At 41.5% G+C, this 25,853-nt stretch carries 23 protein-coding genes; 15 read left to right on the top strand and 8 right to left on the bottom strand.

The window, feature by feature from the left end:
- The first annotated feature begins 125 nt into the window (after window positions 1-125).
- The 3 genes from L1D51_RS07425 to L1D51_RS07415 all read left to right on the top strand — a co-directional run bounded on the left by L1D51_RS07425 (window position 126) and on the right by L1D51_RS07415 (window position 4,437).
- Window positions 126-638, top strand: a complete 513-nt coding sequence (locus tag L1D51_RS07425) for a pilus assembly PilX family protein (protein ID WP_130166997.1) — start codon at window positions 126-128, stop codon at window positions 636-638.
- Between the two features lie 12 nt (window positions 639-650).
- Window positions 651-3,857, top strand: a complete 3,207-nt coding sequence (locus tag L1D51_RS07420) for a PilC/PilY family type IV pilus protein (protein WP_239963330.1) — start codon at window positions 651-653, stop codon at window positions 3,855-3,857.
- A gap of 154 nt (window positions 3,858-4,011) precedes the next feature.
- Window positions 4,012-4,437 (top strand): type IV pilin protein, encoded by a 426-nt coding sequence (locus tag L1D51_RS07415; protein WP_239963329.1) that lies wholly within the window; start codon window positions 4,012-4,014, stop codon window positions 4,435-4,437.
- A 6-nt stretch (window positions 4,438-4,443) separates the two neighbouring features.
- On the opposite strand, the gene L1D51_RS07410 is transcribed toward L1D51_RS07415, so the two are convergent.
- The gene (locus L1D51_RS07410; protein WP_239963328.1) at window positions 4,444-4,983 is read right to left on the bottom strand and encodes a GspH/FimT family pseudopilin; all 540 of its coding nucleotides are present in this window, start codon (window positions 4,981-4,983) and stop codon (window positions 4,444-4,446) included.
- 72 nt (window positions 4,984-5,055) lie between these two features.
- On the bottom strand, window positions 5,056-5,604 hold the full coding sequence (locus L1D51_RS07405) for a GspH/FimT family pseudopilin (protein WP_055197039.1): 549 nt from the start codon (window positions 5,602-5,604) through the stop codon (window positions 5,056-5,058).
- A 138-nt stretch (window positions 5,605-5,742) separates the two neighbouring features.
- Here L1D51_RS07405 and L1D51_RS07400 point away from each other — a divergent pair, with 138 nt between their 5' ends.
- Window positions 5,743-6,081 carry a P-II family nitrogen regulator gene (locus tag L1D51_RS07400; RefSeq protein WP_054551748.1) on the top strand — a complete coding sequence of 113 codons (339 nt, stop codon included), beginning with the start codon at window positions 5,743-5,745 and terminating at the stop codon, window positions 6,079-6,081.
- A 68-nt stretch (window positions 6,082-6,149) separates the two neighbouring features.
- Here the strand turns inward: L1D51_RS07400 and L1D51_RS07395 are convergent, their stop codons facing one another.
- Complete coding sequence (locus tag L1D51_RS07395) at window positions 6,150-6,908, bottom strand: outer membrane protein assembly factor BamD (protein WP_054561898.1); 759 nt, start codon at window positions 6,906-6,908, stop codon at window positions 6,150-6,152.
- A gap of 129 nt (window positions 6,909-7,037) precedes the next feature.
- Here L1D51_RS07395 and rluD point away from each other — a divergent pair, with 129 nt between their 5' ends.
- The 3 genes from rluD to clpB all read left to right on the top strand — a co-directional run bounded on the left by rluD (window position 7,038) and on the right by clpB (window position 11,418).
- The gene (rluD, locus tag L1D51_RS07390; protein ID WP_239963327.1) at window positions 7,038-8,015 is read left to right on the top strand and encodes a 23S rRNA pseudouridine(1911/1915/1917) synthase RluD; all 978 of its coding nucleotides are present in this window, start codon (window positions 7,038-7,040) and stop codon (window positions 8,013-8,015) included.
- 5 nt (window positions 8,016-8,020) lie between these two features.
- Entirely contained in the window at window positions 8,021-8,743 is a 723-nt protein-coding gene (pgeF, locus tag L1D51_RS07385; protein WP_239963326.1) for a peptidoglycan editing factor PgeF, read from the top strand.
- Window positions 8,744-8,841: 98 nt separating this feature from the next.
- On the top strand, window positions 8,842-11,418 hold the full coding sequence (clpB, locus tag L1D51_RS07380) for an ATP-dependent chaperone ClpB (RefSeq protein WP_239963325.1): 2,577 nt from the start codon (window positions 8,842-8,844) through the stop codon (window positions 11,416-11,418).
- Between the two features lie 59 nt (window positions 11,419-11,477).
- Here the strand turns inward: clpB and L1D51_RS07375 are convergent, their stop codons facing one another.
- The gene (locus tag L1D51_RS07375) at window positions 11,478-13,025 is read right to left on the bottom strand and encodes a methyl-accepting chemotaxis protein (RefSeq protein ID WP_054561894.1); all 1,548 of its coding nucleotides are present in this window, start codon (window positions 13,023-13,025) and stop codon (window positions 11,478-11,480) included.
- A 392-nt stretch (window positions 13,026-13,417) separates the two neighbouring features.
- On the opposite strand from L1D51_RS07375, the gene gshA reads away from it, so the two are divergent.
- Complete coding sequence (gene gshA / locus L1D51_RS07370; protein ID WP_055020947.1) at window positions 13,418-14,992, top strand: glutamate--cysteine ligase; 1,575 nt, start codon at window positions 13,418-13,420, stop codon at window positions 14,990-14,992.
- A 136-nt stretch (window positions 14,993-15,128) separates the two neighbouring features.
- A complete protein-coding gene (locus L1D51_RS07365) occupies window positions 15,129-15,737 on the top strand; it encodes a transglycosylase SLT domain-containing protein (RefSeq protein ID WP_054551741.1) in 609 nt (202 codons plus the stop codon).
- Between the two features lie 44 nt (window positions 15,738-15,781).
- Here the strand turns inward: L1D51_RS07365 and L1D51_RS07360 are convergent, their stop codons facing one another.
- From L1D51_RS07360 to L1D51_RS07350, 3 genes are all read right to left on the bottom strand, one after another.
- Window positions 15,782-16,621: a mechanosensitive ion channel family protein gene (locus L1D51_RS07360; protein ID WP_054561892.1), complete on the bottom strand. Its 840-nt coding sequence runs from the start codon at window positions 16,619-16,621 to the stop codon at window positions 15,782-15,784.
- Between the two features lie 165 nt (window positions 16,622-16,786).
- Window positions 16,787-18,055: an HlyC/CorC family transporter gene (locus tag L1D51_RS07355; RefSeq protein ID WP_130051057.1), complete on the bottom strand. Its 1,269-nt coding sequence runs from the start codon at window positions 18,053-18,055 to the stop codon at window positions 16,787-16,789.
- A 61-nt stretch (window positions 18,056-18,116) separates the two neighbouring features.
- Window positions 18,117-18,920, bottom strand: coding sequence for a cytochrome C assembly family protein (locus L1D51_RS07350; RefSeq protein WP_054551738.1), 804 nt, complete (start codon window positions 18,918-18,920; stop codon window positions 18,117-18,119).
- A 243-nt stretch (window positions 18,921-19,163) separates the two neighbouring features.
- Here L1D51_RS07350 and ffh point away from each other — a divergent pair, with 243 nt between their 5' ends.
- The 6 genes from ffh (at window position 19,164) to tyrA (ending at window position 24,131) form a co-directional block, all read left to right on the top strand.
- On the top strand, window positions 19,164-20,540 hold the full coding sequence (ffh, locus tag L1D51_RS07345; RefSeq protein ID WP_054551737.1) for a signal recognition particle protein: 1,377 nt from the start codon (window positions 19,164-19,166) through the stop codon (window positions 20,538-20,540).
- A 240-nt stretch (window positions 20,541-20,780) separates the two neighbouring features.
- On the top strand, window positions 20,781-21,029 hold the full coding sequence (rpsP, locus tag L1D51_RS07340; RefSeq protein WP_054551736.1) for a 30S ribosomal protein S16: 249 nt from the start codon (window positions 20,781-20,783) through the stop codon (window positions 21,027-21,029).
- Between the two features lie 17 nt (window positions 21,030-21,046).
- The gene (rimM, locus tag L1D51_RS07335) at window positions 21,047-21,580 is read left to right on the top strand and encodes a ribosome maturation factor RimM (protein ID WP_054561890.1); all 534 of its coding nucleotides are present in this window, start codon (window positions 21,047-21,049) and stop codon (window positions 21,578-21,580) included.
- Window positions 21,580-22,347, top strand: coding sequence for a tRNA (guanosine(37)-N1)-methyltransferase TrmD (gene trmD, locus L1D51_RS07330; RefSeq protein ID WP_054551734.1), 768 nt, complete (start codon window positions 21,580-21,582; stop codon window positions 22,345-22,347). The genes rimM and trmD overlap by 1 nt, the downstream gene beginning before the upstream one ends.
- A gap of 33 nt (window positions 22,348-22,380) precedes the next feature.
- Window positions 22,381-22,740: a 50S ribosomal protein L19 gene (rplS, locus tag L1D51_RS07325; protein WP_054551733.1), complete on the top strand. Its 360-nt coding sequence runs from the start codon at window positions 22,381-22,383 to the stop codon at window positions 22,738-22,740.
- 257 nt (window positions 22,741-22,997) lie between these two features.
- Window positions 22,998-24,131, top strand: coding sequence for a bifunctional chorismate mutase/prephenate dehydrogenase (gene tyrA, locus L1D51_RS07320; protein WP_054561889.1), 1,134 nt, complete (start codon window positions 22,998-23,000; stop codon window positions 24,129-24,131).
- Between the two features lie 91 nt (window positions 24,132-24,222).
- On the opposite strand, the gene nhaB is transcribed toward tyrA, so the two are convergent.
- Window positions 24,223-25,803 carry a sodium/proton antiporter NhaB gene (gene nhaB, locus L1D51_RS07315; protein WP_054561888.1) on the bottom strand — a complete coding sequence of 527 codons (1,581 nt, stop codon included), beginning with the start codon at window positions 25,801-25,803 and terminating at the stop codon, window positions 24,223-24,225.
- Window positions 25,804-25,853 lie beyond the last annotated feature (50 nt).

Raw genomic sequence — 25,853 nt, 5'->3', positions numbered from 1 at the left:
ACTAATTAGTTAGCCTTAATTGGTTGCGTGTTTTAAATTTAAAAATACTTTTTACCTGATTTTGTTTTGCTGACTTAGATATTACTAGGCGAGATGTAGATGAAATATCAACACGAAGGTTTGCTATGAAAAACTTTTCAATTAATCGAAATAGAAAAAACAGTGTTCCTAATATACGAAAACAGCAAGGTATTGTGCTTATTATTGCTTTGATTATGGTCGTTGCTGTTACAGGTATAGCTGTGACTTTAATGAATAGCAGCAGTGTAGATATAAAAATTACAAACTCAGCTCAAGAGCGTGAGACTGCAGAAAATAGCTTAATTGGTACAGTGCAAAAAGTTATCGCTAATGAAGCGGCAGCAGGTGGTAATAGTGCTTTTTTAATGAAGGCATCTGAGATACCTGAGGGTGGTTTTGGTATGGATGATATGGATGGCGCATCTAATACTATGACAAATCTAAATAATGGTGCGCTAGATTTACCATGCCCACGTAAATTTAACTTTACCGCCGGTGTGTCATGTAACATGGTCCAAGTAGATACCACTATTACTTATGGCACTAAGAGTAAACATACCTTAACGATCAGCACAGGTGTTGCCCAAGAAATGGCTAGCCTCAATACCGGTGGTTAGTGGAGAAAAGTGATGAATTTAGAAAAAATAACTCAACGTATACTGCTAACTTCTTTAGCAGTGTTTAGTTTTTTGGGTCACGCTGAAGATATTGAATTATATGTCAATCACAATGCCAATCTAGATGAAAAACCTCGGGTTCTTATTGTTTTTGATACCTCAGGGAGTATGGCTTTTTCGACTAGTTCCGGTAACAGTTGTGGCTACTCAGGTGGTTATATTTTATGTAGTGATAGTCGTTTAGGCGTTGCGCAAGATGCTATCACTAAACTGGTTGATGGTAACGATGATATTGATTTTGGTTTAATGCGTTTTAACAGTACCAATGGTGGCTATGTGCTTGCTGGCATTGGTTCAGATATATCAGCCTTAAAGACTACAATTGCGGGTCTTCCAGCTGATGGCGGGACACCATTGACCGAAACGCTTTGGGAAGCCTATCTTTACATTACTGGGCAAAGCCTTTTCTACGGCGAAAAAGTTAATGCCGCACTACGTGATACCACAATAGAAAGAGGAACGCCTTATACGACATCAGTTAAGGTGTGCTCAGGTAAGGGGTGGAGAAGAGTTTGTTGGTACGAGCCACGCATTGAATATACCTATTCATACATTTCACCGTTTGATAATACTGAAGAAGTAAAACGCTGTGATAACTCAGTTAACATTATCTATATGACAGACGGTGACCCATCAGCTGGCTCTGATAATGAACAAGACTCTAATATTAGTGCTTTACACAAGTCGTATTTTGGTAGTTATTTAAGTGATAGCGATAAAATTGCCGGGGTGTATTTACACAAGCTCGCAAAAGTTATTCACGGTACTGATGATGTAGAGGTTGACTTAAGGCCAACGACGACAGATATTCACGAAACAGGTCGAGTCTATACCATAGGTTTTGGTTCTGGTATGAGTGATAATGGTAAGCGCTTACTATCAGAAACAGCAGCTGAAGGTGGCGGTAAGTACCTGCATGCCAACACTGCAGAGCAACTTTCTGAAGCCCTTAAAAATACCATAACTCAAATTCGAGAAGTGAACGATACGTTCACGGCGCCATCTATAGCAAGTAACAACGTTGACCAAACTCGTAGTCGCGAATCGATTTATTATGCGATGTTTTACCCTAAAACAGGGGCTCGTTGGCGCGGAAATCTGAAAAAGCTAAAAGTATCTGGCGATCAAATTATCGATAGAGATGGTAAATCTGCTTTAAATGAAGATGGTTTAATCGATAAAGACGCTAAAACCTTTTGGCTGCCTAGCGGTGAGAGCGCTGATGGTAATTCAGTTGAGTTAGGTGGTGTAAACCTGTATTTATCTAATTCTTCGAGCGTGCCAAATGAAGGGCGTAAAGTACTAACAAATGTAAACGGCCGCATGCTTAACTTTACCCGTTATCGGGTTGTATTCCATTATGGAACTATAGACAAGGCTGCCGTTGATTTTGAAGCTGATCCGGATGAAGTTGAAGACCTTATTAACTGGTCAAGAGGCCTAGATATTGATGATGAAGACAAAGATGGATCGACAACGGATTCGCGTAAAGATATCTTTGGTGACCCACTGCATTCAAAACCTGTAACAATTGACTATGGTAATGATGATATCCGAGTTTTAATAGGCACTAATGCCGGTTACTTGCACATGTTCCAAGATAAAAATGATGTGCTAAGTGAAAGCTGGGCGTTTATCCCCAGAAGCTTGTATAAAATAATAAAGCCACTTCGTGATAACCAAGCAGATACCAAGGTTTATGGTGTTGACGGGCCAATCTCAGTATTCTTTGATGATAAAAATAGTGATGGCGTAGTAAATGGCTCAGACCGAGTTTGGGCATTCTTTGGCTTAAGACGCGGTGGAAATTACTACTACGGACTCGATATAACTAACCCAGACTCGCCAAGTCTACTGTGGGATCAACCAATTGTAGGTGGCACAGGCGACTTTAAAGAATTAGGGCAAACTTGGTCTAAACCTTCTGTTACTTATGTGAATCTAGATGGTTACAAAGACAGACCTGTGCTTATTTTTGGCGCGGGTTATGATACAAACAAAGACAATGTTATTCGTACAGACGACACTCATGGACGTGGTATTTTTATTGTTGACGCGCAAACGGGCAAAAAAGTGTGGGCATTAACGCCGAGTGAGAATAGCTTTTTAGGTAAGCATAGTATTGCATCAGATATTAGTATCTTAGATTCTGACTATGATGGTTATATTGATAGGCTATATGCAACGGATACGGGCGGTGATGTGTGGCGTGTTGATATGCCTTCTGACAGCCCAACAGATTCAGAAAACCCATGGACACATTTTAAATTAGCAAGCTTAGGTAGCACACTTTCAACCCAAGATCGTCGCTTTTTCTATAAGCCTTTGATTGCAAGAACTATGTTCAGCAAAGTATCAGAAACATCTGTTAATGGTGAAACAGTAACTACACGAATTGATACGCCATTTGATGCTGTGCTAATAGGTAGTGGTAACCGCTCTAAACCAACGAGCACTGTTACCAACGATCAACTGTTCATGATCCGTGATATCAATACGGTAACTCAACCATTCCTTGGTAATGATGTACCCGCAGCAATTACACAAGCAGACTTGATGAATATGGATTCTGATCCATTTGGAAATTCACTGGATGACGTGGATAAATTTACTGACTTAGAAATTGAGTTAGGTGAGTATCACGGTTGGTATTACAATTTATCTTCTGCTGGTGAAAAATCCCTTGCAGCAAGTACAGTTATCGGTGGTGTAGCTTATTTCACCACTTATACACCAGCTTCAGCGACAGAAACAGCGAACCAGTGTTCACTAACTGGTGGTTCAGGAAGTTTATACGCTTTCCACTTACATTACGGTACAAAGGTGTATGACAGTTTGAAATTTACTACCTCGAATGATGTTCCTGATACTCCTCAACTTTATTTTGGTGTAGGTGACAGCTGTGTTGATGGTAATAGCGATGGTTACTGTGATGACAACACTGATGAAAAGGTTAAAGAGCAAAGTCAGTTTTTAACCATTGGTCCAGGTATCAAAGGTGAGCAAAATCCACTGAAAGTACAGGAGATCCAAGGTCCAGGTTTAGTTATCGAAGATGGTAAAATTAAACTTGTTAGTGATGCAGTGCCTATTGGCTTTGGCTTTAAAACGCAACAAACTTTCATTTATAAGCAAGAGCGAAACGATAATAGCCAATAATGCACTAAGTGACTGCTCTGCCTTACATGTTAAGGCAGAGCATGTGGTCGCTATTTGAATACTCGCCTTAATTGCATAATTATTGTTAGCCATCTAAGATAAGAACAAATAGAGGTAATTCCTCTAAAAAAACAATTATATAGGTTTTTAAAATATGAACTTTATAAGAACAAAGAGTCATAATGGTTTTACGCTAATCGAGCTGATGATTACTGTAGCTATCTTAGGGATCATCGCTAGCATTGCTATTCCTAGTTATTTTGAGCACGTAAAACGTACCGCTCGAACTGAGGCAATTACTTCGTTATTAGATGCAGCTAATAAACAAGAGCAATACTTTGTTGATAATCGAGAATATACAAGCACAATTGCTGATTTAGGTGTTTCTAGTACTACAGAAAATAACTTCTATACCATTACTGTAGAAGTAGACAATAGTGCGGGTACATTTGCATTTAAAGCAACACCTAAATCAGGCCCACCATTACAAGATACCGAATGTAAAACATTGTCTATTTCAGATACGGGTTTAAAAACGTCAACGGGGTCTGCTGATTCAAGCACCTGTTGGGGTAAATAAGCTTTATCAATTATCAGTTTGGCATTTATCAGTATCAATTAATCTAACTCGGCCTATCGGGCTGACCCTAATTGCAAGCCCTTTGAGGCTTGCTTTTATGTATTCTGGGCAGTAGATAAATGTCCCGTTACCTAGCCCCATCGGCATACCTGCTGGGCTAAATGTGACTGAATGACGTGGATAAGTCAGCATATCAAACTTACTTATTGCTTCGATTTCCATTAGTTTAGTATCACCACTTTCAAATACACCTAGTTCGCCTTTGTCTACAAAAACGGTTAACGATTTGTGCCATATAGCTTTGTTGCATCTGTTGTGTTTTAAGGCGCAGAAGGTGACATAGGCATCATTTGTTTGCGCTTTTAGGCGAGTAAACTGCAGCGCTCTTTTCACCGTTTGCATGTTGCTTTCTAAACGGTTTGTAGCCAGAAGTGGCTTATATTCAAATAAGGCGATATGCAGCAGGAGTGATATAATTGATAGCACTACGAGGCTTTCAATTAACGTCGCTCCGTTGAGGCTGCGCAGAGTTGTAAATGCCTTCATCCTTGAAGATTCCAAATTTGCGGCTGTTTATTTAACTATAATTCGAGAAGGTGGGCTGTCAATTTCTGAAGCTTAATTACAGCCATCTGTCGTACTGCCAATATATAAAGCAGTCCCTGAGGCAAATACCTCAAGTTGTTTGTTATTATCGTCATCAGCTTTTGAAGGGCAGTAAGTGAATTTTCCAGTATTTGACGTGAGCATCCCGCTGGTATCAAATGTGATAAAGTTATCACCAGTGAAATTTAACTGACTGTTCTCTGGAACTTCTTCCATGACTCTTAAAATGATATCGCCAACTCTTGGGTTGTAAACACCATTTTGGTTTGAATCGAAAAAGACGAATACAGTACCTTGGCTCCAATCGTTTAAGCATGGAACTCGTCTGTTACTTTCAACTCTTGAAGTGTTGCCACTACAAACAACAATAATTGCATCACTACTTGTTGCTTTTGCTCGTGCAAAGCTGAGTGTACGTTTTAATTCTAATAAGTAGCTCTCAGCTCGGTCATTTTCAAGCATATCTGAGCTATCCCATAGTGCTATCAGTGCAACGATACCCACAATAGCAAGCGTGACCATCAGCTCTAATAATGTAAAACCCCGTTGTAATGATTTCATTGTTGTCTCTATTTTGAATCACTTTGTTTAATAATATCATGATTGCTGATTTAATCACCGTAATTCATAGCTTTGTTTGCCATCAGCAATGGGATTGTCTAAAATCGAGGCAATCGAGAAATAATAAGTAACCCGAAAATGAAAAAAATCGAAGCAATTATTAAACCATTTAAGCTTGATGATGTACGCGAAGCATTATCAGATGTGGGCATCACAGGTATGACGGTAAGTGAAGTAAAAGGCTTTGGCCGTCAAAAAGGACATACCGAGCTTTATCGCGGTGCTGAGTACATGGTGGACTTTTTACCTAAGGTAAAACTAGATATCGTATTAAGCGACGAAGATGTTGACCGTGCTATCGATGTTATCGTTAAAACATCGCAAACTGGTAAAATTGGTGACGGTAAAATCTTTGTCACTGACGTTGAGCGTGTAGTACGTATTCGTACCGCTGAAGAAGATGAAGATGCGATTTAATACAAATTTAAATTAACCGCAAACATTAAAAAAGGCGCCTAAGGCGCCTTTTTTGCTTTTAGTCTATTTTAACGCTTGTTAGCTTCTCGCGTCGCTTTAGCGTGTTCGCTCAACTCAGGTAAACCCAGCTTGTTGTAGCTTTTTTCCATGATCTCTAGTGCTTGATCAAGGTAGCTGCTTTGTGAGTAGTGCTCAACCACATATTTACCACGGTTTGCTGCAGCAAGGTATGCCTCACGCTCATAGTAGTATTCAGCAACTTTTAACTCGTAGCGTGCCATTTTATTCAGTAGCCATACTAAACGTTTTTTCGCTTCTGGTGCGTAGGCACTGTTAGGAAAACGCTTTAAAAGTGTTGATAAATCAGTAAATGCGACACGAGTACGATTTGCGTCTCTGTCGGCACGGTCTACACCAAAATATTCTTGGAATGCGTTTTCATCCGCTTTGATGTTTACCAAGCCACGCATGTAATACATGTAGTCTAAATCTTTGTGGTTTGGGTTTAAACGAATGAAACGGTCGATAGTTGCTAGTGCTTGCTCAGTATTACCTGCTTGATAATGCGCAAATACTAAGTCCATTTGTACTTGTTTTGATAAAGGACCAAAAGGATAGCGAGAATCAATAGCACTTAATAGCTCAATTGCACGAGCATACAAGCCAGAATCTAATGTTTGTTTTGCATCTTCATATAAAGCTTGCGCAGATTTATTAGGAACGCGTTGGATATCTTCTTGGTCTGGTGCTGATGAACAGGCACCTAAGCCAAGTACAGATACTGAAAAAACTATGGCGAAAGCACGTTTCCCTATTTTATTTATCATTTTATTTCTTACCTTCGATGTCTTCGGCTAGGCCAAGTGAGGAAAACCGAGTAAACTATACGTATTATATTAAAGCGATTCTAACCCAGTCGAGCACAGCTTGCACTGGTAAATTGGGTAAAGTTACTAATGTCAGAGCAAATTTCTCTCCAAGCCGAGGTTCCAATTGACCTTGGCGGTAAACGTCTAGACCAAGTATTAGCGCAATTGTTCCCTGATTATTCTCGTTCACGCATAAAAACGTGGATTTTGGATGATAAAATCACAGTAAACGGCGAAATATTAAACACACCGCGCGAAAAACTACTCGGTGGCGAAACGGTGAGTGTTGAAACAACCATCGAAGCCCCTCGTGAATACGAGGCACAAAATATCAAATTAAACATCGTTTATGAAGACGATGATATTTTGGTGATCAATAAACCTATGGGATTAGTAGTACATCCAGGGGCGGGTAACCCAGATGGCACGGTATTAAATGCTTTGCTACATCATTATCCTGACATCATTAATGTGCCTCGTGCAGGTATTGTGCATCGTCTAGATAAAGACACCACCGGTTTAATGGTGGTGGCGAAAACAATTCCGGCACAAACTCATTTAGTTTCTGCTTTACAAAAGCGTGAAAACTTCACCCGTGAATACGAAGCAATCTGTAATGGCACAATGACAGCAGGTGGCATGGTTGAAAAACCAATTGGTCGCCATGCAACAAAACGTACTCACATGGCCGTGCATGAAATGGGCAAACCAGCTGTGACGCATTATCGTGTTGCAGAAAAATTCCGTGCACATACACGCTTACGTTTACGCCTAGAAACAGGCCGTACTCACCAAATCCGTGTACACATGGCTTATTTAAATCATCCATTAGTTGGCGATCAACTGTATGGTGGTCGTCCGCGCCCGCCAAAAGGTGCTACACCTGAGCTGTTTCAAATGCTACGCGACTTTAAACGCCAAGCATTACATGCTGTTAAGCTATCAATTGCACACCCAATTACAGGTGAGCTAATGACTTGGCAAGCGCCAATTCCAGATGATATGGCAGCTATGACAGAAGCATTACGCGCTGATACTAAAGCAAACCCAAATATCGAGTTCTAAGCGTTATGTTCAAACCAGCATGGACTGCACCAAACTCTGTTAGCGCGCTGAGTACCACCCGACAGGGTGGTGTTTCGGTTGCACCCTTTGATAGTTTTAATGTGGGTTTACATGTTGGTGATGATGAGCAAGCCGTGCTTGCAAATCGTGCCTTACTTGCAAATCAGCTGCCTAATCCTGCTGTGTGGTTAAACCAAACACATAGCAGCGATGTAGTCGTGATTGATGAAGAGTCTGATTTAAGCGAACTACGCTCTGCTGATGCGCTCTACACCCGTTTAGTAAAGCAGCCGCTTGCTATAATGACAGCAGACTGTTTGCCGGTACTACTTTGTTCGAGTTCTGGGGATGAAGTCGCTGCTGTACATGGTGGCTGGCGTGGTTTAGCGCAAGGTATATTGGCAAACACGGTTTCGCATTTTCAAGCGCCAGCAAGCGATATTATTGCTTGGTTAGGCCCAGCTATTGGTCCTTTACAATTTGAAGTCGGGCAAGAAGTAAGAGAGTGTTTTTGCTCACAAAACCCAGAGCATCAACAAGCTTTTACAGCCAAACATGAAAAATACATGGCTGATATCTATTTATTAGCACGTCAGCAATTAGCACAATTAGGTGTGGTCAAAATGTATGGTGGTGAGCACTGTACTGTTACTGAAAAATCACAGTTTTTCTCTTATCGCCGTGACGGACAAACAGGCCGTATGGCGAGCTTGATCTGGCGCAATTAATACGCCTTTTTTGCGATTAAATTTTCTTCTTTTACTTGAACAAATCACTAAGCATACCCATTAATTAAGCAATTAGATTTTTTAATAGGTAAACCCTTATGCGTTTAGATAGATTTACAAGTAAATTTCAATCTGCGCTTTCAGATGCGCAGTCATTAGCACTTGGGCGCGATCATCAATTTATTGAGCCTGTGCATTTAATGTATTCATTGCTTCAGCAAAATGGTTCAAGTGTGCGTGCGTTACTTGCACAAGCAGGTGTGAGTGCTGATGAGTTAAACACCAAGTTATCCCAAGAAATCGAGAAACTGTTTAAAGTTGAAGGTATTGGTGGCGATGTTCAGCTGTCAAATAACCTGATTTCATTAATTAACTTATGCGATAAATATGCTCAAAAACGAAAAGATAAATTCATTTCGAGTGAGTTGTTTGTTCTTGCCGCGTGTGATGATAAAGGTCCATTAGGTGACATTTTTAAAGCGCTGAATATTACTTCTAGCAAGATCGAATCTGCAATTGAAGCCATTCGTGGTGGCCAAAAAGTAGAAGACCCAAATGCTGAAGAAACTCGTCAGGCATTAAAAAAATTCACCATCGATTTAACTGAGCGAGCAGAGCAAGGTAAGCTTGATCCTGTTATTGGTCGTGATGACGAAATTCGTCGTACTATCCAAGTTTTACAGCGCCGAACTAAAAATAATCCGGTGTTAATTGGTGAGCCAGGTGTAGGTAAAACAGCGATCGCTGAGGGCCTTGCACAACGTATTATCAATGGTGAAGTACCTGAAGGCCTAAAAAACAAGCGAGTGTTATCGCTCGACTTAGGTGCTTTGGTTGCTGGCGCTAAATACCGTGGTGAGTTTGAAGAACGTTTAAAATCAGTATTGAATGAACTTGCCAAAGAAGAAGGCCAAGTCATCCTCTTTATTGATGAAATTCATACTATGGTAGGCGCAGGTAAAGCAGACGGTGCAATGGATGCGGGTAATATGTTAAAGCCTGCACTTGCCCGTGGTGAGTTACATTGCGTGGGTGCTACAACTCTTGATGAGTATCGTCAATACATTGAAAAAGATGCGGCACTTGAGCGTCGTTTCCAAAAGGTATTTGTTGATGAACCATCGGTTGAAGACACCATTGCGATTTTACGTGGTTTAAAAGAGCGTTATGAGCTGCATCACTCAGTTGATATTACCGATCCGGCCATTGTTGCCGCGGCGCAGTTGTCGCACCGTTACATCAGCGATCGCCAATTACCAGATAAGGCAATAGATTTAATTGACGAAGCGGGTTCTTCAATTCGTTTGCAAATTGACTCAAAACCAGAGTCTTTAGACAAACTTGAGCGTCGTATTATTCAGTTAAAACTGGAAGACAATGCGTTGGCGAAAGAAAAAGACGAAGCAAGTCAAAAGCGCCGCACCGAAATGCAAGAGCTGATCACTGAACTTGAAGCGCAATACCGCGAACTAGATGAAGTGTGGAATGCTGAGAAGGCCTCACTGCAAGGCACGCAAGTTATCAAAGCAGAGCTTGAGCAGGCACGCCTTGATTTAGACGTGGCGCGTCGTGCCAGCGATTTACAGCGTATGTCTGAACTTCAATATGGTCGTATTCCTGAACTTGAGCGCAAACTCGACCTTGCTTCACAAGCTGAAATGCAAGAAATGAGCTTGCTTAAAAACCAAGTAGGTGAAGACGAAATCGCTGAGATTTTATCGCGTTGGACAGGTATTCCGGTATCGAAAATGCTGCAAGGCGAACGTGAAAAGCTACTGCAAATGGAAGATCAATTACACCACAAAGTGATTGGTCAAGATGAAGCTGTTGTAGCTGTTGCAAATGCAATTCGTCGTTCTCGCGCAGGGCTTGCTGATCCAAATCGCCCAATCGGCTCATTCTTATTCTTAGGCCCAACAGGGGTGGGTAAAACTGAGCTGACCAAAGCACTAGCCAGCTTCATGTTTGACACTGAAGATGCCATGGTGCGCATTGATATGTCGGAGTTTATGGAGAAACATTCGGTGGCACGTTTAGTCGGTGCACCTCCGGGTTATGTTGGCTATGAAGAGGGTGGCTATTTAACTGAAGCGGTACGCCGTCGTCCGTATTCCGTCATTTTATTGGATGAAGTCGAAAAAGCGCACCCTGATGTATTTAACATCTTACTGCAAGTTCTTGATGATGGGCGATTAACGGATGGTCAGGGCCGTACCGTTGATTTTAAAAATACGGTGATCATCATGACCTCTAACTTGGGTTCAGATATTATCCAAGAGCAAGCAGGTTCAAATGATTATGCCGGGTTAAAAGAAAAAGTGATGGGCGTATTAGTTAGTCAGTTCCGCCCTGAGTTTATTAACCGAATCGACGAAACCGTGGTATTCCATCCACTTGCTAACGAGCACATTAAGGAAATTGCAGATATTCAGTTAAGTAAGCTACGTGAGCGATTAACTGAAAAAGGCTACATTCTTGAAGTTACGGATGCAGCTTTAGACCGCATCGCTGAAAGTGGTTTTGATCCTGTGTATGGGGCAAGGCCTTTAAAACGTGCTATTCAACATACCATTGAAAACCCATTAGCACAGCGCCTGCTCGGAGGGGATTACCAACCAGGTGCCATCATCCATATTGATGCTGATGAGAATGGACTTGTTTTCTCGAGTCGTTAATTAGCCCTAAAAACAAAAGCCGCATCAATTATGATGCGGCTTTTTTGTATCATTTAAGTTTAAACTTTAAAGGTTAACAGCATATCGTTAACTTTGCGTGAGCCTTCAACAAGCCCCGCTGCATCTTTAGCCACGTTGTAGCTAAGCTTTAAGTTCTCTTCGCTGTGTCCTTTAATGCTTTCTACATTTTCGCGTATATCGGTGCTGACAACTTGTTGTTCCTCAGCAGCCGTCGAAATCTCCGTCGCAAGGCCTGATATTTCATCAATTTGTGCGAAGATGCTCGCAAGCTCAGTTTGAGTGTGAGCAGTCGTATCAACACAACTATCTGCTTGCGCTTTAGTTGATTGCATCACTTTAGACCAGCTAAATAACGTATCTTGGATCTCTTTAATTGAGCTATGAATTTGTGCCGTCGCATTTTGCGTGCGTGAAGAAAGTGCGCGTACTTCATCTGCTACAACCGCAAAACCACGGCCATGCTCACCTGCACGTGCTGCCTCAATTGCTGCATTCAGCGCTAATAAGTTTGTTTGTTCAGCAATGCCTTCAATCTCACTCATTACTTGGCCTATTTTGTCAGCTTCACTAGCAAGAGAGTTAGCGGTAGTGGCTGCTTGCTCTACCTGGTTAGCTAGATCAGTCACCATGCTGCTATTATCTTCAATATGCAGTTTGATATCGTTACAGCTTTGGTAAGTGGTTTTAACCTTATCAGCAGTGTGATGGGTATTAGCTGAAATTTCGCCAATAGTCGCACTCATTTGTGTCATTGCCGTAGCAATATCACTTAAACGCTGGCCTTGTGCAGCAATACCTTGCTCGGTTAGTGACGATTGTTTATCTAAGTTGGTAGCAATGTCTTTAAATGAGTAAGTAGAGTCTTTAACACGACCTAATACAGTTCTAAGCTTAGCGAACAGCATTTGCTGATTATAGGCAGCAATACTAAATGGGTGCGAGCCCGAATACACATAACGTGATACTGAATCAAACTCTGCACGTTGCTGCTTTAAATGTCTTGGCGTAACTACGAGTTCGTCATAATTTAAAGCAAAAAGTAGTGCTACAAGGACACATGCGGCTATAGCAATCATCCATGAGGCGGCCACAGCTAAACCAACAATGCCTGCAATTAATAAAATCGCAGACACTATTTGTCTAAGTGAAATATTCTCACGAAATGATGCGATTGATTTACCGTCATTAATTTTAGTGTAAAGGGCCATCGCACGGGTTTTTAATTGTTCAGATGGCTTGGTACGCACTGATTGATAGCCAACTAACTGGCCATGTTCATATATAGGTGTAACGAACGCATCAACCCAATAGTAGCGACCATCTTTACAGCGATTTTTTACCATGCCACGCCAAGAGTGGCCCTCTTTAAGTTTTTCCCACATCTCTTTAAATGCCGCTTTAGGCATATCAGGGTGGCGTACAATATTATGATTTTTTCCGAGAAGCTCTTCTTCGGTGTAACCTGCTATAGTACAAAATTCCTTATTTACGTATGTGATTACACCGCGTAAATCTGTGGTAGAGACAAGCTCTTGATTATCTGAGTATGTCACTTCTTGATTGACGATTTCTTGCCCACGACGCATATGAGTCCTCGAAATATACTTTTTTATGGTGTGCGGATTATAGTCTCAGAAAAATGTAAGGGAAGGGGGGACATAGTGTTAACTGTGAAACTTTTAATAATTTCATCTTCCCTTTGATCTAAAACAATATCTTGCCTGAATTATTATGTTTAGCCTCAGTCTTTTATATTAGTTAAAAGGTCTAATATCCTCAAGGAAAAAGCCTAAATTGTATTTTTAACCGTTTTAGCAACAATGAAGTGCCACCAAAGCAATTGTATATTGTGACTCACAATGGCAAGATTGAGCTTCAAGTGTATGGGTAAATAATGAAACTGATATTTCTGACTTGAGTAATTGTTTTTTGCCCCCATACACTTAGGATTACAGCCACGCGGCTCGAGGAAGCATTTTTGATAAAACATGATTTAAATAAAACGCTAGAAGCGTTAACGGCACAATTTCCTAACGCAATTAATGGGATTCAACGTGGTATCGAGCGAGAAGCATTAAGGATAAAACCAAGTGGTGTTATCTCACAGCAAGGTCATCCACAAGGCGTAGGTAGCGCTTTAACGAATGAGCATGTCACCACTGATTTTTCAGAATCACTTTTAGAATTTATCACTCCGGTTAGTACATCTGCAGAGCAAACACTCGCGCAGCTAAAAGACTTGCAAAAGTTCACCTTATCGCAGATGGACGATGAGCTGTTATGGCCGATTAGTATGCCATGCTTTATTGAACATCAAGATGACATTGTACTCGCACAGTTTGGTGACTCAAACATTGGCCGCATGAAAACACTTTACCGTGAAGGCTTAAAGAACCGTTATGGCAGCATGATGCAGGCCATTGCCGGTGTGCATTTTAATATCTCTTTCCCAGAGAGCTTATGGCAAAGCCTGTATAGCTTAAACGGCAACCAAGGTACATTAGCTGAGTCTATTTCGAATGGCTATTTAGGGCTTATTCGTAACTTTAAGCGTGAGCTTTGGTTGATCAGCTTTTTATTTGGTGCATCACCAGCATTATGTAGTTCATTCTTACAAGGGCGCGCAACTGATTTACCATTCAAAAAGCTAGGTAAAGGTACTCTTTATTTAGAAGTAGGCACAGCGCTGCGTTTGGGTAACCTTGGTTACACTAACAGTGCACAATCGTCTTTACGTGTTATGTATAACTCACTCGAAGAATATGTAGCAGGCTTAAAAGAGGCGATTCATACACCATCAGATATTTATGGTCATATAGATGACTACACGAGTGCTGAGCCAAAGCAGTTAAATAAAAATATTCTGCAAATCGAAAACGAGTTTTACTCGCCAATTCGTCCTAAGCGCAATGCAGCATCGGGCGAAACACCAACCGATGCATTACTTCGCGGCGGTATAGAATACATCGAGGTACGTGCGCTTGATGTTAACCCGTTTAGTGAAACGGGTATTGATTTACAGCAAATTCGTTTCTTAGACGTATTCTTAACCTATTGTTTATTGAATGACTCGCCAGAAATGGATTGGCAAGAGCAAAAACTAAGCACTACTAACCTTGATGCGGTTGTCAATGAAGGTCGAGACCCAGAGCTAATGCTCAACAAGCAGGGGGAGATGGTGCGTCTAACTGATTGGGCCGAGACAATTTTTACTCAGCTATCTGAGGTTGCCCGTTACATGGATAATGCATATGGCGTGAGTTATTACAGCGAAACCATAGCTGAGCTTGCAACTTGGGTGAACAATCCAAGTAAAACTTTCTCTGGCAAATATGTTAGTGCGCTGGCAAAAGAGAACCAAGATAATGGTCATTTCGCTTTAGCACTTGCACAGCAGTACAAGCAAAGCCACCTTGATGCTGATTACCAATTTTATGATCAAGCATTTTTGGCAAAGCAAGCGACTGACTCTGTACTTAAAGAGCGTGAAGTTAAAGCAGCAGACAGTGTATCTTTCACTGCATTTTTAGATGACTATTTTGCTAAAGCTTAGTATTGTGAAGGCATAAAAAAACGCAGCCTAGGGAGGCTGCGTCAAAGATTCTTCAGGGATGAAACAATGCTATACTGCTGCATTCATAAGTTCAGACTGACCTGATGAGAAAAAGTTCAGCGAGATCCATAAAAAAATGAAAAAAAGTATAATTATTTTATCGCTGGCCGCATCTTTGGCTGGTTGTGCAACGGCTCCCCCTGAGCAACCTCATGATATATGTAAGATTTTTGAAGAAAAACCTGACTGGTATTACGATGCTCGTGATGCACAAGAAAAATGGGGTTCGCCAAAACATGTGCTAATGAGCATGATGTATCAAGAAAGCTCATTCCGCCATGATGCAGCGCCACCAATGGAATACTTCTTATGGGTAATTCCAATCGGACGTGCTAGCTCTGCATATGGCTACTCTCAAGCAAAAACCCCAACATGGTCAGATTACATTCGTGAAACAGGTAACAGCGGTGCAGACAGAGATGATTTTGATGATGCTATCGACTTTATGGCCTGGTTCGTTTACAAAACTCATAAAGTAAATGGTATATCGAAATGGGACGCCTACGCGCAGTACCTAAATTACCACGAAGGGTGGGGCGGCTATAAGCGAGGCACTTATAAAAGTAAAAAATGGCTAATGAGCGTTGCTAATAAAGTTAAACATCGAGCTAGCCGCTATGGCGCACAACTTAAAAAGTGTGAAGCCGATTTAGACAAAAACTGGTTTGAACGCTTGTTTAGTTAATGCATAAATAGAAAGCCCGCATCAATTAGCGGGCTTTTTGTTAGTTATTTACCAGGAAACTGGTGAATGTGAACATCCCTTTGCGGGAATGGAATCGTGATATCAGCGGCGTCAAAGGCAATTTTAACGCGTTCGTATAAGCCAAAATACACTGGCCAGTAGTTATCAGACTCAACCCACGCCCATACCAACATGCCAATATGGCTTTCACCGTGCTGGCTAACATGAACCGATGGTTTTTTATCTTCTATATCTTTTAGTATTAAATCATAGTCATTAAGCACGCTCATAAGCACATCACGGGCTTTATGGACATTATCTCCATAACTAATGCCAAATTCGATTGCAACGCGGTGTGTTGGCTCTGAAAACTTATTCTTAACGCAGCCATTTGATAGCGTGCCATTTGGGATAATGATCTTTTCATTGTCGTAAGTGAGTAAAACAGTGACAAAAATTTGTATCTCAACAACTGTACCCATGTAGCCTTGCGCTTCGATTACATCGCCAACTTTAAAAGGCTTAAAGAATAGAATAAGCACGCCACCTGCAAAGTTAGCAAGGCTACCTTGAAGAGCCATGCCGACCGCAAGGCCTGCAGCACCTAGCATTGCGATAAACGACGTGGTTTCTATGCCAATCATAGAAGCAACAGATATCAGCAACAGTACTTTTAAAATGACCGAGATAAAGGAGACTAAAAAGTGCGTAAGGCCAACTTCAAACTTGACCTTGTTCATTGATTTTTCGGCCATATTGGCAATTCTACCAATTAACCACCAACCTATAATTAAAACCAGTATTGCGAGGATAAACTTTGGCCCGTAAAGCATCAGCAATTCGATAGCTTGGTTATAGATTTTCTCGATTGATATTTCGTCCATTATTTTCCCTTTTATATCAATATATGCAAAAGAAAATAATAGTAGAGGAATTCGTGTTCGGGTGTGCGGGATAGCTAATAAAATGTGAATCTTCAGAAGTAATTCAGCTATAAGTAACAAAAAAGGAGTAGCAAGCTACTCCTTTTGTTTAGATGGTGTAGAAAATTATTCTGTACGTTTACTTGGAATAACTTTAACTAACTTAACCATATTTTCTTTTATCTCGATAACTTCAATAGGGTAGCCGGCAATACGTAAACTTAGGTTTGAGTCTGGGATGTCCTCTAAGTATTCAACGATTAAACCACTTAGCGTTTTCGGGCCATCAATCGGTAGCTCCCAACCCATTTCTTTATTTAAATCACGAATGTTAGCACCGCCATCAACAAGTACTGAGCCATCATCTTGCTCTGTTACTTCTTCACTCGGTGTACGCGTTTGCGTTGTAGTGAAATCACCCACTACTTCTTCAAGAATATCTTCAAGCGTTACTAGACCTTGAATATCACCATACTCATCGACAACTAAGCCAATACGTTCTTTTGATTGCTGAAACTTAAGTAGTTGCGTGTTCAGTGATGTGCCTTCAGGAATAAAGTAAATTTCACGTACCGCGCGTAGTAGTGATGGTTTATCAAACTGCTCTTTCGTTAATAGACGCAGTGCATCACGTGAGTGAATAAAGCCAACAGCATCATCAATTTGGTCACGATACAACAGTACACGGGTGTGCTGTGCATGAGTAAGTTGGCGGCTGATAAGCTTCCAATCATCATTGATATCAATAGCAACAATTTCGTTGCGTGGGATCATGATATCTTCAACAGTGACTTGTTCTAAATCTAAAATTGAAGTCAGCATGCTTTGGTGGCGAGCAGGTAACAGTGCACCTGATTCGTTCACCACAGTTTTTAGTTCTTCTTTACTTAAGCTGTGCTCTTCAATTTGTGCGGTAGTAATACCAAACAAGCGTAACATGCCGTTGGTCATCCAGTTTACGATAACCACAAACGGGAAAAGGATTTTCAATAGGCCTTTGAGCACAATTGAGCTTGGAAAAGCAACCTTCTCTGGGTATAGCGCAGCAAGTGTTTTTGGCGTTACTTCGGCAAAGATTAAAACAACCAGCGTTAGCGCGCCGGTTGCAATAGCGATACCGAGATCACCATACAAACGAATACCAATAATCGTTGCAACCTGTGCTGCAGCGATATTTACAAGGTTATTACCAATTAAGATCAGACCAATGAGTCTGTCAGGGCGACTTAATAGTTTGCTGACGCGCTTCGCTGCACGATGATCTTCTTTAGCAAGATGACGCAGGCGAATACGGTTGATTGACATAATTCCAGTTTCAGAACCAGAAAAATAAGCAGAAATAAGTATCAATAATCCCAATATAATAAACAGGGTACTAGTCGATATGTCGTCCAAGGATGGATCCTTTTTTTATAAATCAGTGCATATTAAGCTAGAGACAGCTTGCTGAGTCAAGTTAAAACTTATTTAGAACCACTTCTTGGATGAAACGGCTGCCAAAATAAGCAAGTGACAAGATAAAAGCGGCTATCATGATCGAAAATACCACAGGCTTACCACGCCAGCCTTGGCGTAAATGACCTACAGTGACCACAGTGAAAATTAGCCAAGCAATTAACGATAAAACCGTTTTGTGGATAAACTCACTGGCAAACATTCCCTCTAAGAAGATGAACCCAGAAAGGAGAGCAAAAGTCAGTAAGATAGTACCCAGCGTGAGTAATTGATATAGCTGACGCTCAACCACCATTAAAGGAGGGAGGTGGCTGTGTACAATTGCCAAGTCTTTGCGTTTGAGGCGCTTATCAATAAAGTAGAACTGGACTGCATAAAGTGTTGAGATTATCAAAACGCAATAGGCTAGCAGTGATAACGATATGTGAGTAACTAAACCAAGCTCAACATCGATTGATTGCAAAATCACATGATGCGGTATAAACAAGCTGGCAAGGGTCAGTAAGGCTGCAAAACCATAAACAACTGGCAACAATAAAGTTGCGGGGAATTTGAGAGACACAGCAGTTACTGACACCACAATGACCCAACAGGTTAATAAAGCAACGTTGACGATACTTAAATCTTGGCCATCAGCACGAAAAACTGAATTAACCAGTAATAGCATATGAGCAAGGATAGCCACAGTGCTAAGAATGACTGTGAGTTTTTGGCTTGGACCTTGTTTGTGAAAAAGGCGTGATAGCACATGTGACGTTGCTAACACATAAAACAAACTAGCAATAATAGTTAAACTAATAATCATCGTGTTTTGGCCACTTAATTTATATCGATAAATCCTTGTCTCTTTGATGCCATTGTATTTTATAGCAAGGCAAAAGCATAGAGTTTGTAAAAAGAAACTCAAACTGCACACTTGAACACTGTATTGTCGACCACCATTTACGGTATACTGCTAGGAATTAAATTTTAATATTGCCTGTATTGTCGCCAAACTTGTTTGATTTATGTACATTGCAGGTGCAACACGTTTTATCGGAACCTTTACATGTTTGAGAATCTCCAAGAACGCTTAGGTAAAACCTTAAAAAATATCAGTGGCCGCGGACGCCTAACTGAAGACAATATAAAAGATACATTACGCGAAGTCCGCATGGCATTTTTGGAAGCGGACGTTGCATTACCTGTTGTTCGTGAGTTCGTTAAGCAAGTTAAAGAACGCGCTGTAGGTGTTGAAGTAACAAAGAGCTTAAGCCCTGGCCAAGTCTTTATAAAGATTGTTCGTGAAGAACTTGAAAAAGCCATGGGTGAAGCTAACGAAGAGCTAAGCCTTAATGCACAGCCGCCAGCGGTCGTGATGATGGCGGGTTTACAAGGTGCTGGTAAAACGACCAGTGTTGGTAAACTAGCTAAATTCTTAAAAGAGCGTAAAAAGAAATCTGTATTAGTTGTTAGTGCTGACGTTTATCGTCCGGCAGCAATTAAACAGCTTGAAACACTGGCTGATGAAGTGGGGGTTGAGTTCTTCCCAAGTGACATTTCACAAAAGCCGGTTGATATCGCAAACAATGCGATTTCGCACGCGAAGAAGAAATTCATTGATGTGGTATTAGTTGATACCGCAGGTCGTTTACACGTCGATAACGACATGATGGATGAGATCAAAGCACTTCACAGTGCGATTAACCCAATCGAAACCTTGTTCGTTGTTGATGCGATGACAGGTCAAGATGCAGCAAACACTGCAAAAGCATTTGATGAGGCGCTTCCTTTAAGTGGTGTGATCTTAACCAAGACCGATGGTGATGCTCGTGGTGGTGCTGCATTATCGATTCGTCATATTACCGGTAAGCCAATTAAGTTCATGGGTGTGGGTGAGCGCACTGATGCTCTTGAACCATTCCACCCTGACCGTATTGCTTCTCGTATCCTAGGTATGGGTGATGTACTTTCATTAATCGAAGAAGTCGAAATGAAAGTAGATAAAGAGAAAGCCGCTAAAGTTGCCGAAAAAGTATTTAAAGGTGATGGTTTCACATTAGATGACTTTGCTGAGCAACTTCGTCAGATGAAGAACATGGGCGGTATGATGTCGATGCTTGATAAGCTGCCAGGCATGCAAAACCTACCAGACGCTGTAAAAGGCCAGATGGGTGATAAAACTTTCGTACAAATGGAAGCTATCATCAACTCTATGACGCCAAAAGAGCGTGCTCGCCCGGAAATCATCAAAGGCTCACGTAAAAAACGTATTGCTGCAGGTTCTGGCACTCAGGTGCAAGAAATCAATAAACTGCTTAAGCAATTTACGCAAATGCAGAAGATGATGAAGAAGATGAAAGGCAAAGGTGGCATGAAGAAAATGATGCGCGGCATGAAAGGCATGTTACCACCAGGTATGATGGGTGGCGGCCCTAAATTTTAATAGTGCTGTCTATTAAGTGTATAAAAAGGAGCATATAGCTCCTTTTTTTGTAGATAATTTATGCGTAGTTGTTAGTTGCATGTAAGATTTAAAGCCCAGATCAGTGTTTAATCAACTAAACTTACATTTTGCAGCAGTTCTTACTTGCAATGTTGCAAAAAACTCGTACAATTCCCCAGCTTCCCGTACTGGGGAGTAAATCTTATTAATGAAAACAGTCAATCTAATGTAGAGGACGGTATGGTAACTATTCGTTTGCAACGTGGTGGCGCTAAAAAACGCCCTTTCTATCAAATTGTGGTTGCGGATAGCCGTTTCTCGCGTGACGGTCGCTTCATCGAGAAAGTAGGTTTCTTTAACCCAATCGCTTCTGGTCAGGAAGAAAAAGTACGTTTAGATTTATCTCGTGTTGATCACTGGGTAGGTCAAGGCGCATCTCTTTCAGATCGCGTAGCTAAGTTAGTTAAAGACGCTCGTAAAGCGGCTTAATAGGCGTAAGAGTAACCATGAGTCAAGAGAACACCTCGTATATTACAGTAGGAAAGCTCGGTGCCCCGTATGGTATAAAGGGCTGGCTTAAGGTGCATTCATTTACTGATGATCCCGAAGGGATCTTCGATTTCAGCCCATGGTTGATAGGGCAACAAGGTAAATGGCAGACCTTAGAAGTGGTCGACTGGCGTCGCCACAACAAAGGCTTTATCGCTAAAGTTGCGCAAGTAAACGACCGAGACGAAGCAATGGCTTTAACCAATGCAGAAATCTCAGTAGATGCAGCGCAGCTACCAGAATTACCGCAAGGTGAATTCTATTGGCGAGATCTGATCGGCATGTCTGTTGTAACTGATAAGGGTTATAACTTAGGCACTGTTGATGACCTAATGGAGACAGGGTCAAATGACGTTTTGGTTGTGAAAGCAAACAAAAAAGATGCATTTGGCCAAGCAGAGCGTTTAATTCCTTTCTTAACAGATTCTGTTATTAAAGAAGTTAAACATGATGCAAGAGAAATTACCGTAGACTGGGACCCAGGGTTTTAATGTCACAAACGAGTTCGCTATGGGTAGGGGTGATAAGCCTTTTCCCGGACATGTTTGATGCGATTACCACCCAAGGGGTAACAGGTCGCGCAGTTAAAAATGGTCTAATCGACTTTAACTGTTGGAACCCACGTGACTATGCTACTGATAAGCATAGAACTGTGGATGATCGTCCTTACGGGGGCGGTCCTGGCATGTTAATGATGGTTGAACCATTGAAACAAGCTATCCTTGACGCTAAAAAAGCGGCAGGTGATGGTGCAAAAGTAATTTATATGTCACCGCAAGGGCGCAAATTAGATCAGCAAGGTGCAAGCGAGCTTGCACAATCAGAAAAGCTGATTTTAATTGCAGGTCGCTATGAAGGTATAGATGAGCGAATTATAGAATCATACGTTGACGAAGAATGGTCAATTGGTGATTTTATTTTAAGTGGTGGTGAGCTACCCGCGATGACGCTAATTGATGCAGTAGCACGATTAGTACCAGGGGTGTTAGGTCATAACCAGTCAGCTGAGCAGGATTCATTTTCGAATGGCTTGCTTGATTGTCCTCACTATACACGGCCAGAGACATTGGATGATAAACAGGTGCCTGCTGTATTACTCAGCGGAAACCACCAAGAAATCGCTAAGTGGCGCACAAAGCAATCACTTGGTAGAACTTGGCTTCGTCGTCCTGACTTGTTGCATAACCTAGCTCTGACTGAGGAGCAAGCGGCACTCCTTGCTGAATTTCAGCAAGAGTACCAACAAGCTTGTGGCTAGAAGACAGTTACACCTAGGAAAGTGAGAAATATAATGGCAAAAGTAAACCAAAATATTATTAAAGCGCTTGAAGAAGAGCAGCTTAAAACAGACGTACCAGCATTCGGCGCTGGTGATACAGTAGTTGTACAGGTACGTGTAAAAGAAGGTAACAAAGAGCGTCTACAGGCCTTTGAAGGTGTTGTAATCGCTAAGCGTAATCGTGGTCTTCACTCAGCATTCACAGTTCGTAAAATCTCGAGCGGTGAAGGTGTTGAGCGTGTATTCCAAACGCACAGCCCTCTTATCGATAGTATCTCAGTTAAACGTCGCGGTGCAGTTCGCCGTGCGAAACTTTACTATCTACGTGAGCGTTCTGGTAAATCTGCACGTATTAGAGAAAAACTTAACTAATACGCGCTGTTTTACAACGCAAAATAAAACGGGTTGCAGCCTTAGGTTGCAACCCGTTTTGGTTTTTATACCACAAAAAAATTTCTCTCCCCTGAGAAATACTCCCTTCTAAATTATCTGTTATCCCTTTATGAGCTATGCTACATGCACGTTAGGGCTTTGTGCTTTGGCTGTTATCCTGTTACTATAATTTGTATTAAAAGCTTTACTTTTTTGTATATAAATATTTACGTTTTAAGGGTTTGAGGTGTGGTAACGTGGTAACAGTGAATGATCTAGCTGATTTAAGAGCAGGAATAGATGAATGTGATGCGCAATTGGTGGCATTACTGGCAAAGCGTAATGGGATTACAGAAAAAATAGGCGCAATTAAGCAACAAATCGGTGCTCCATTACATGCACCTGATCGCGAGGCTGATTTACTCGCGGCACGTCGTCAAGAAGCAATCGCACAAGGGGTTAACCCTGAGTTAGTTGAGGACATCCTACGCCGTATGATGCGTGAAGCTTATCAGAATCAGCAAGGTAGCCTTGCTTGTGTTGCGCCTCAGTTATCACCTATTGTAATTGTTGGTGGTGAAGGTGCAATGGGCCAGTTGTTTGCACAACAGTTTACTCGTTCAGGTTATGAAGTGCGTATTTTAGATAAAGCACAGCAAGCACAAAGTGAAACGATATTAAAAGGGGCAAAATTGGTTCTTGTCAGTGTGCCAATTAATGCACTTGAGCAAATCGTCGCAGCATTGCCAACACTTGATGATGACTGTTTGCTGGTTGATATTACCTCTGTTAAGCAAAAGCCTTTAAAAGCACTTATGGCGGCTCATAGCGGCCCAGTAGTTGGCTTACACCCCATGTTTGGCCCAGATATTTCACACTGGGTAAAGCAAACGGTCGTCGTGTGTGAAGGGCGAGATCATGAAGTGGCTAAAGGGTTAATGGCACAACTACAAGTTTGGGGCTGTCAAGTAGTTGAAATGGATGCTAAAAAACACGATGAAGCAATGCAGATCATTCAGGTTATGCGCCACTTAACAACCTTTGTATATGGCCAGTTTCTTGCCAAGCAAAGCCATACACTTGCAGAGCTTCGCAGCTGCTCATCACCCATTTATCAATTAGAGTTAATGATGGTAGGGCGCTTATTTGCCCAATCGCCAGAGCTTTACTCTGACATCATGTTAGCGCAATTCGACGATGTAGAAGCACTGCTTGCCAACTACCAAGATACTTTTGCAGACACGCTAGAAAAGCTAAAAGCTGGGGATAAAGCATCATTGATTGCCGCATTTGCTGATGCAAAAGAATACTTCTCTGATGCAACTGCACATTTCTTAACGCAAAGCCGCAGCTTACTTAATAAAGCAAACGACGCGAAAGTACTTGATTAAATGCCTCTTATTTAGCAAAAAAGAGCTCTAGCAAAAAAGCCCGCATCAAACGGGCTTTTTAGTTGCAAATGTTTTGTTTTAAATAATCGTTTTAATGACCACCTAATGAGCCAGGTAACGCACCGCTGTGGTGATTGATTAATCCCCATTGATAAAGTAAGTCAGTCATATCTGAAAGGCTGAATAAGGTCATGCTCAAGCCAACAATCGTCAACACTATGGTATAAGGTAGCGCCATGTATACCATGCGTCCATAAGATAGCCTTAACACAGGGGCTAATGTTGATGTAAGCAAGAATAAGAATGCAGCTTGTCCATTTGGTGTAGCAACACTTGGCAGGTTGGTACCGGTATTAATTGCTACAGCTAACAAATCAAACTGATCACGGGTAATTTGACCTGCCTGTAACGCAGCAGCCACTTCATTGATATACACAGTACCCACGAAAACGTTATCGCTGACCATCGACAGAATACCGTTGGCAATAAAGAACATCACTAGTTGCAGCTGACCTTCAAAGGTAAGCACCCATGCGATCACAGGTGTAAATAAATGCTGGTCAATAATAACGGCAACGATAGAGAAGAAAACGCAAAGTAATGCTGTGAATGGTAGGGCTTCTTCAAATGCTTTACCTAACTGGTGTTCTTCAATAATACCAGCACTGGCTGTGGCAAAAATAATTACAGACAAACCAATTAAACCAACAGTGGCTAGGTGAAGGGCTAAACCTATGATCAACCAAACAGCAATGAAAGCTTGAATCGCTAGGTTCACTTTGTCGCGTGTGGTGCGTTTTTTCTCAAGCTTTTTAGCATGATCCGATAAAATCGTGTGGATGGGGGCAGGGAGTTTTGCGCCGTAACCAAAGGCTTTGGTTTTTTCGAGTAAGAAAGTAGTAGCAATACCGGCGATCATAACGGGTAAAGTAATAGGCAACATTCGGAAGAAAAATTCGCCAAATAACCAGCCAGCACGCTCTGCAATGATCAAGTTCTGTGGCTCACCTACCATGGTACAAACACCGCCTAAGGCAGTACCAATTGATGCATGCATTAATAAGTTACGAAGAAAAGCACGAAACTCTTCAAGCTCCTGACGATTGACAGGGCGAACTTGGTTATCGTCATTAATATCATGCTCGCTGCTAGAGTCTTTTCCTGATGCAACCTTGTGGTAAATACTGTAAAAGCCCATCGCAACGGCAATAACCACCGCCATCACCGTTAACGCATCTAAGAAAGCAGATAAAAAGGCCGCAGCAATCGTAAAAGAAAGTGATAACACGGTTTTACTTCGCACCGAAACAACCAGCTTTGTGAAGATATACAAAAGCAAGTCTTTCATAAAATAGATGCCGGCAACCATAAAGATAAGTAACAGGATCACATCGATATTCTGTACTATTTCATGTTCAACTTGACCGGCGGTTGTCATGCCGATAAATAAGGCCTCAATTGCTAATAAGCCTCCCGGTTGTAGCGGGTAACATTTAAGCGCCATGGCGAGTGTAAAAATAAACTCTAGCACTAACACCCATCCTGCCAGATAAGGGTTAAGTTGAAATAACACCGGGTTGATTAGTAAAAACGCAATAATGGTGTATTTATACCACTGTGGTGAAGTCCCCAAAAAATTTTTAAATATTGCTGGTAAAACGCGCTGCTGCATGGCCGTACCTTTTAATAGTGCTGGTTGTTATTGTTAATATTTGGAAATTC

It is taken from the genome of Pseudoalteromonas shioyasakiensis (assembly GCF_022398475.1).
Classification (GTDB): Bacteria; Pseudomonadota; Gammaproteobacteria; order Enterobacterales; family Alteromonadaceae; genus Pseudoalteromonas.
The sequence above is the reverse complement of the archived record's forward strand: the minus strand, read 5'-3'. Positions and strand labels throughout refer to the sequence as shown.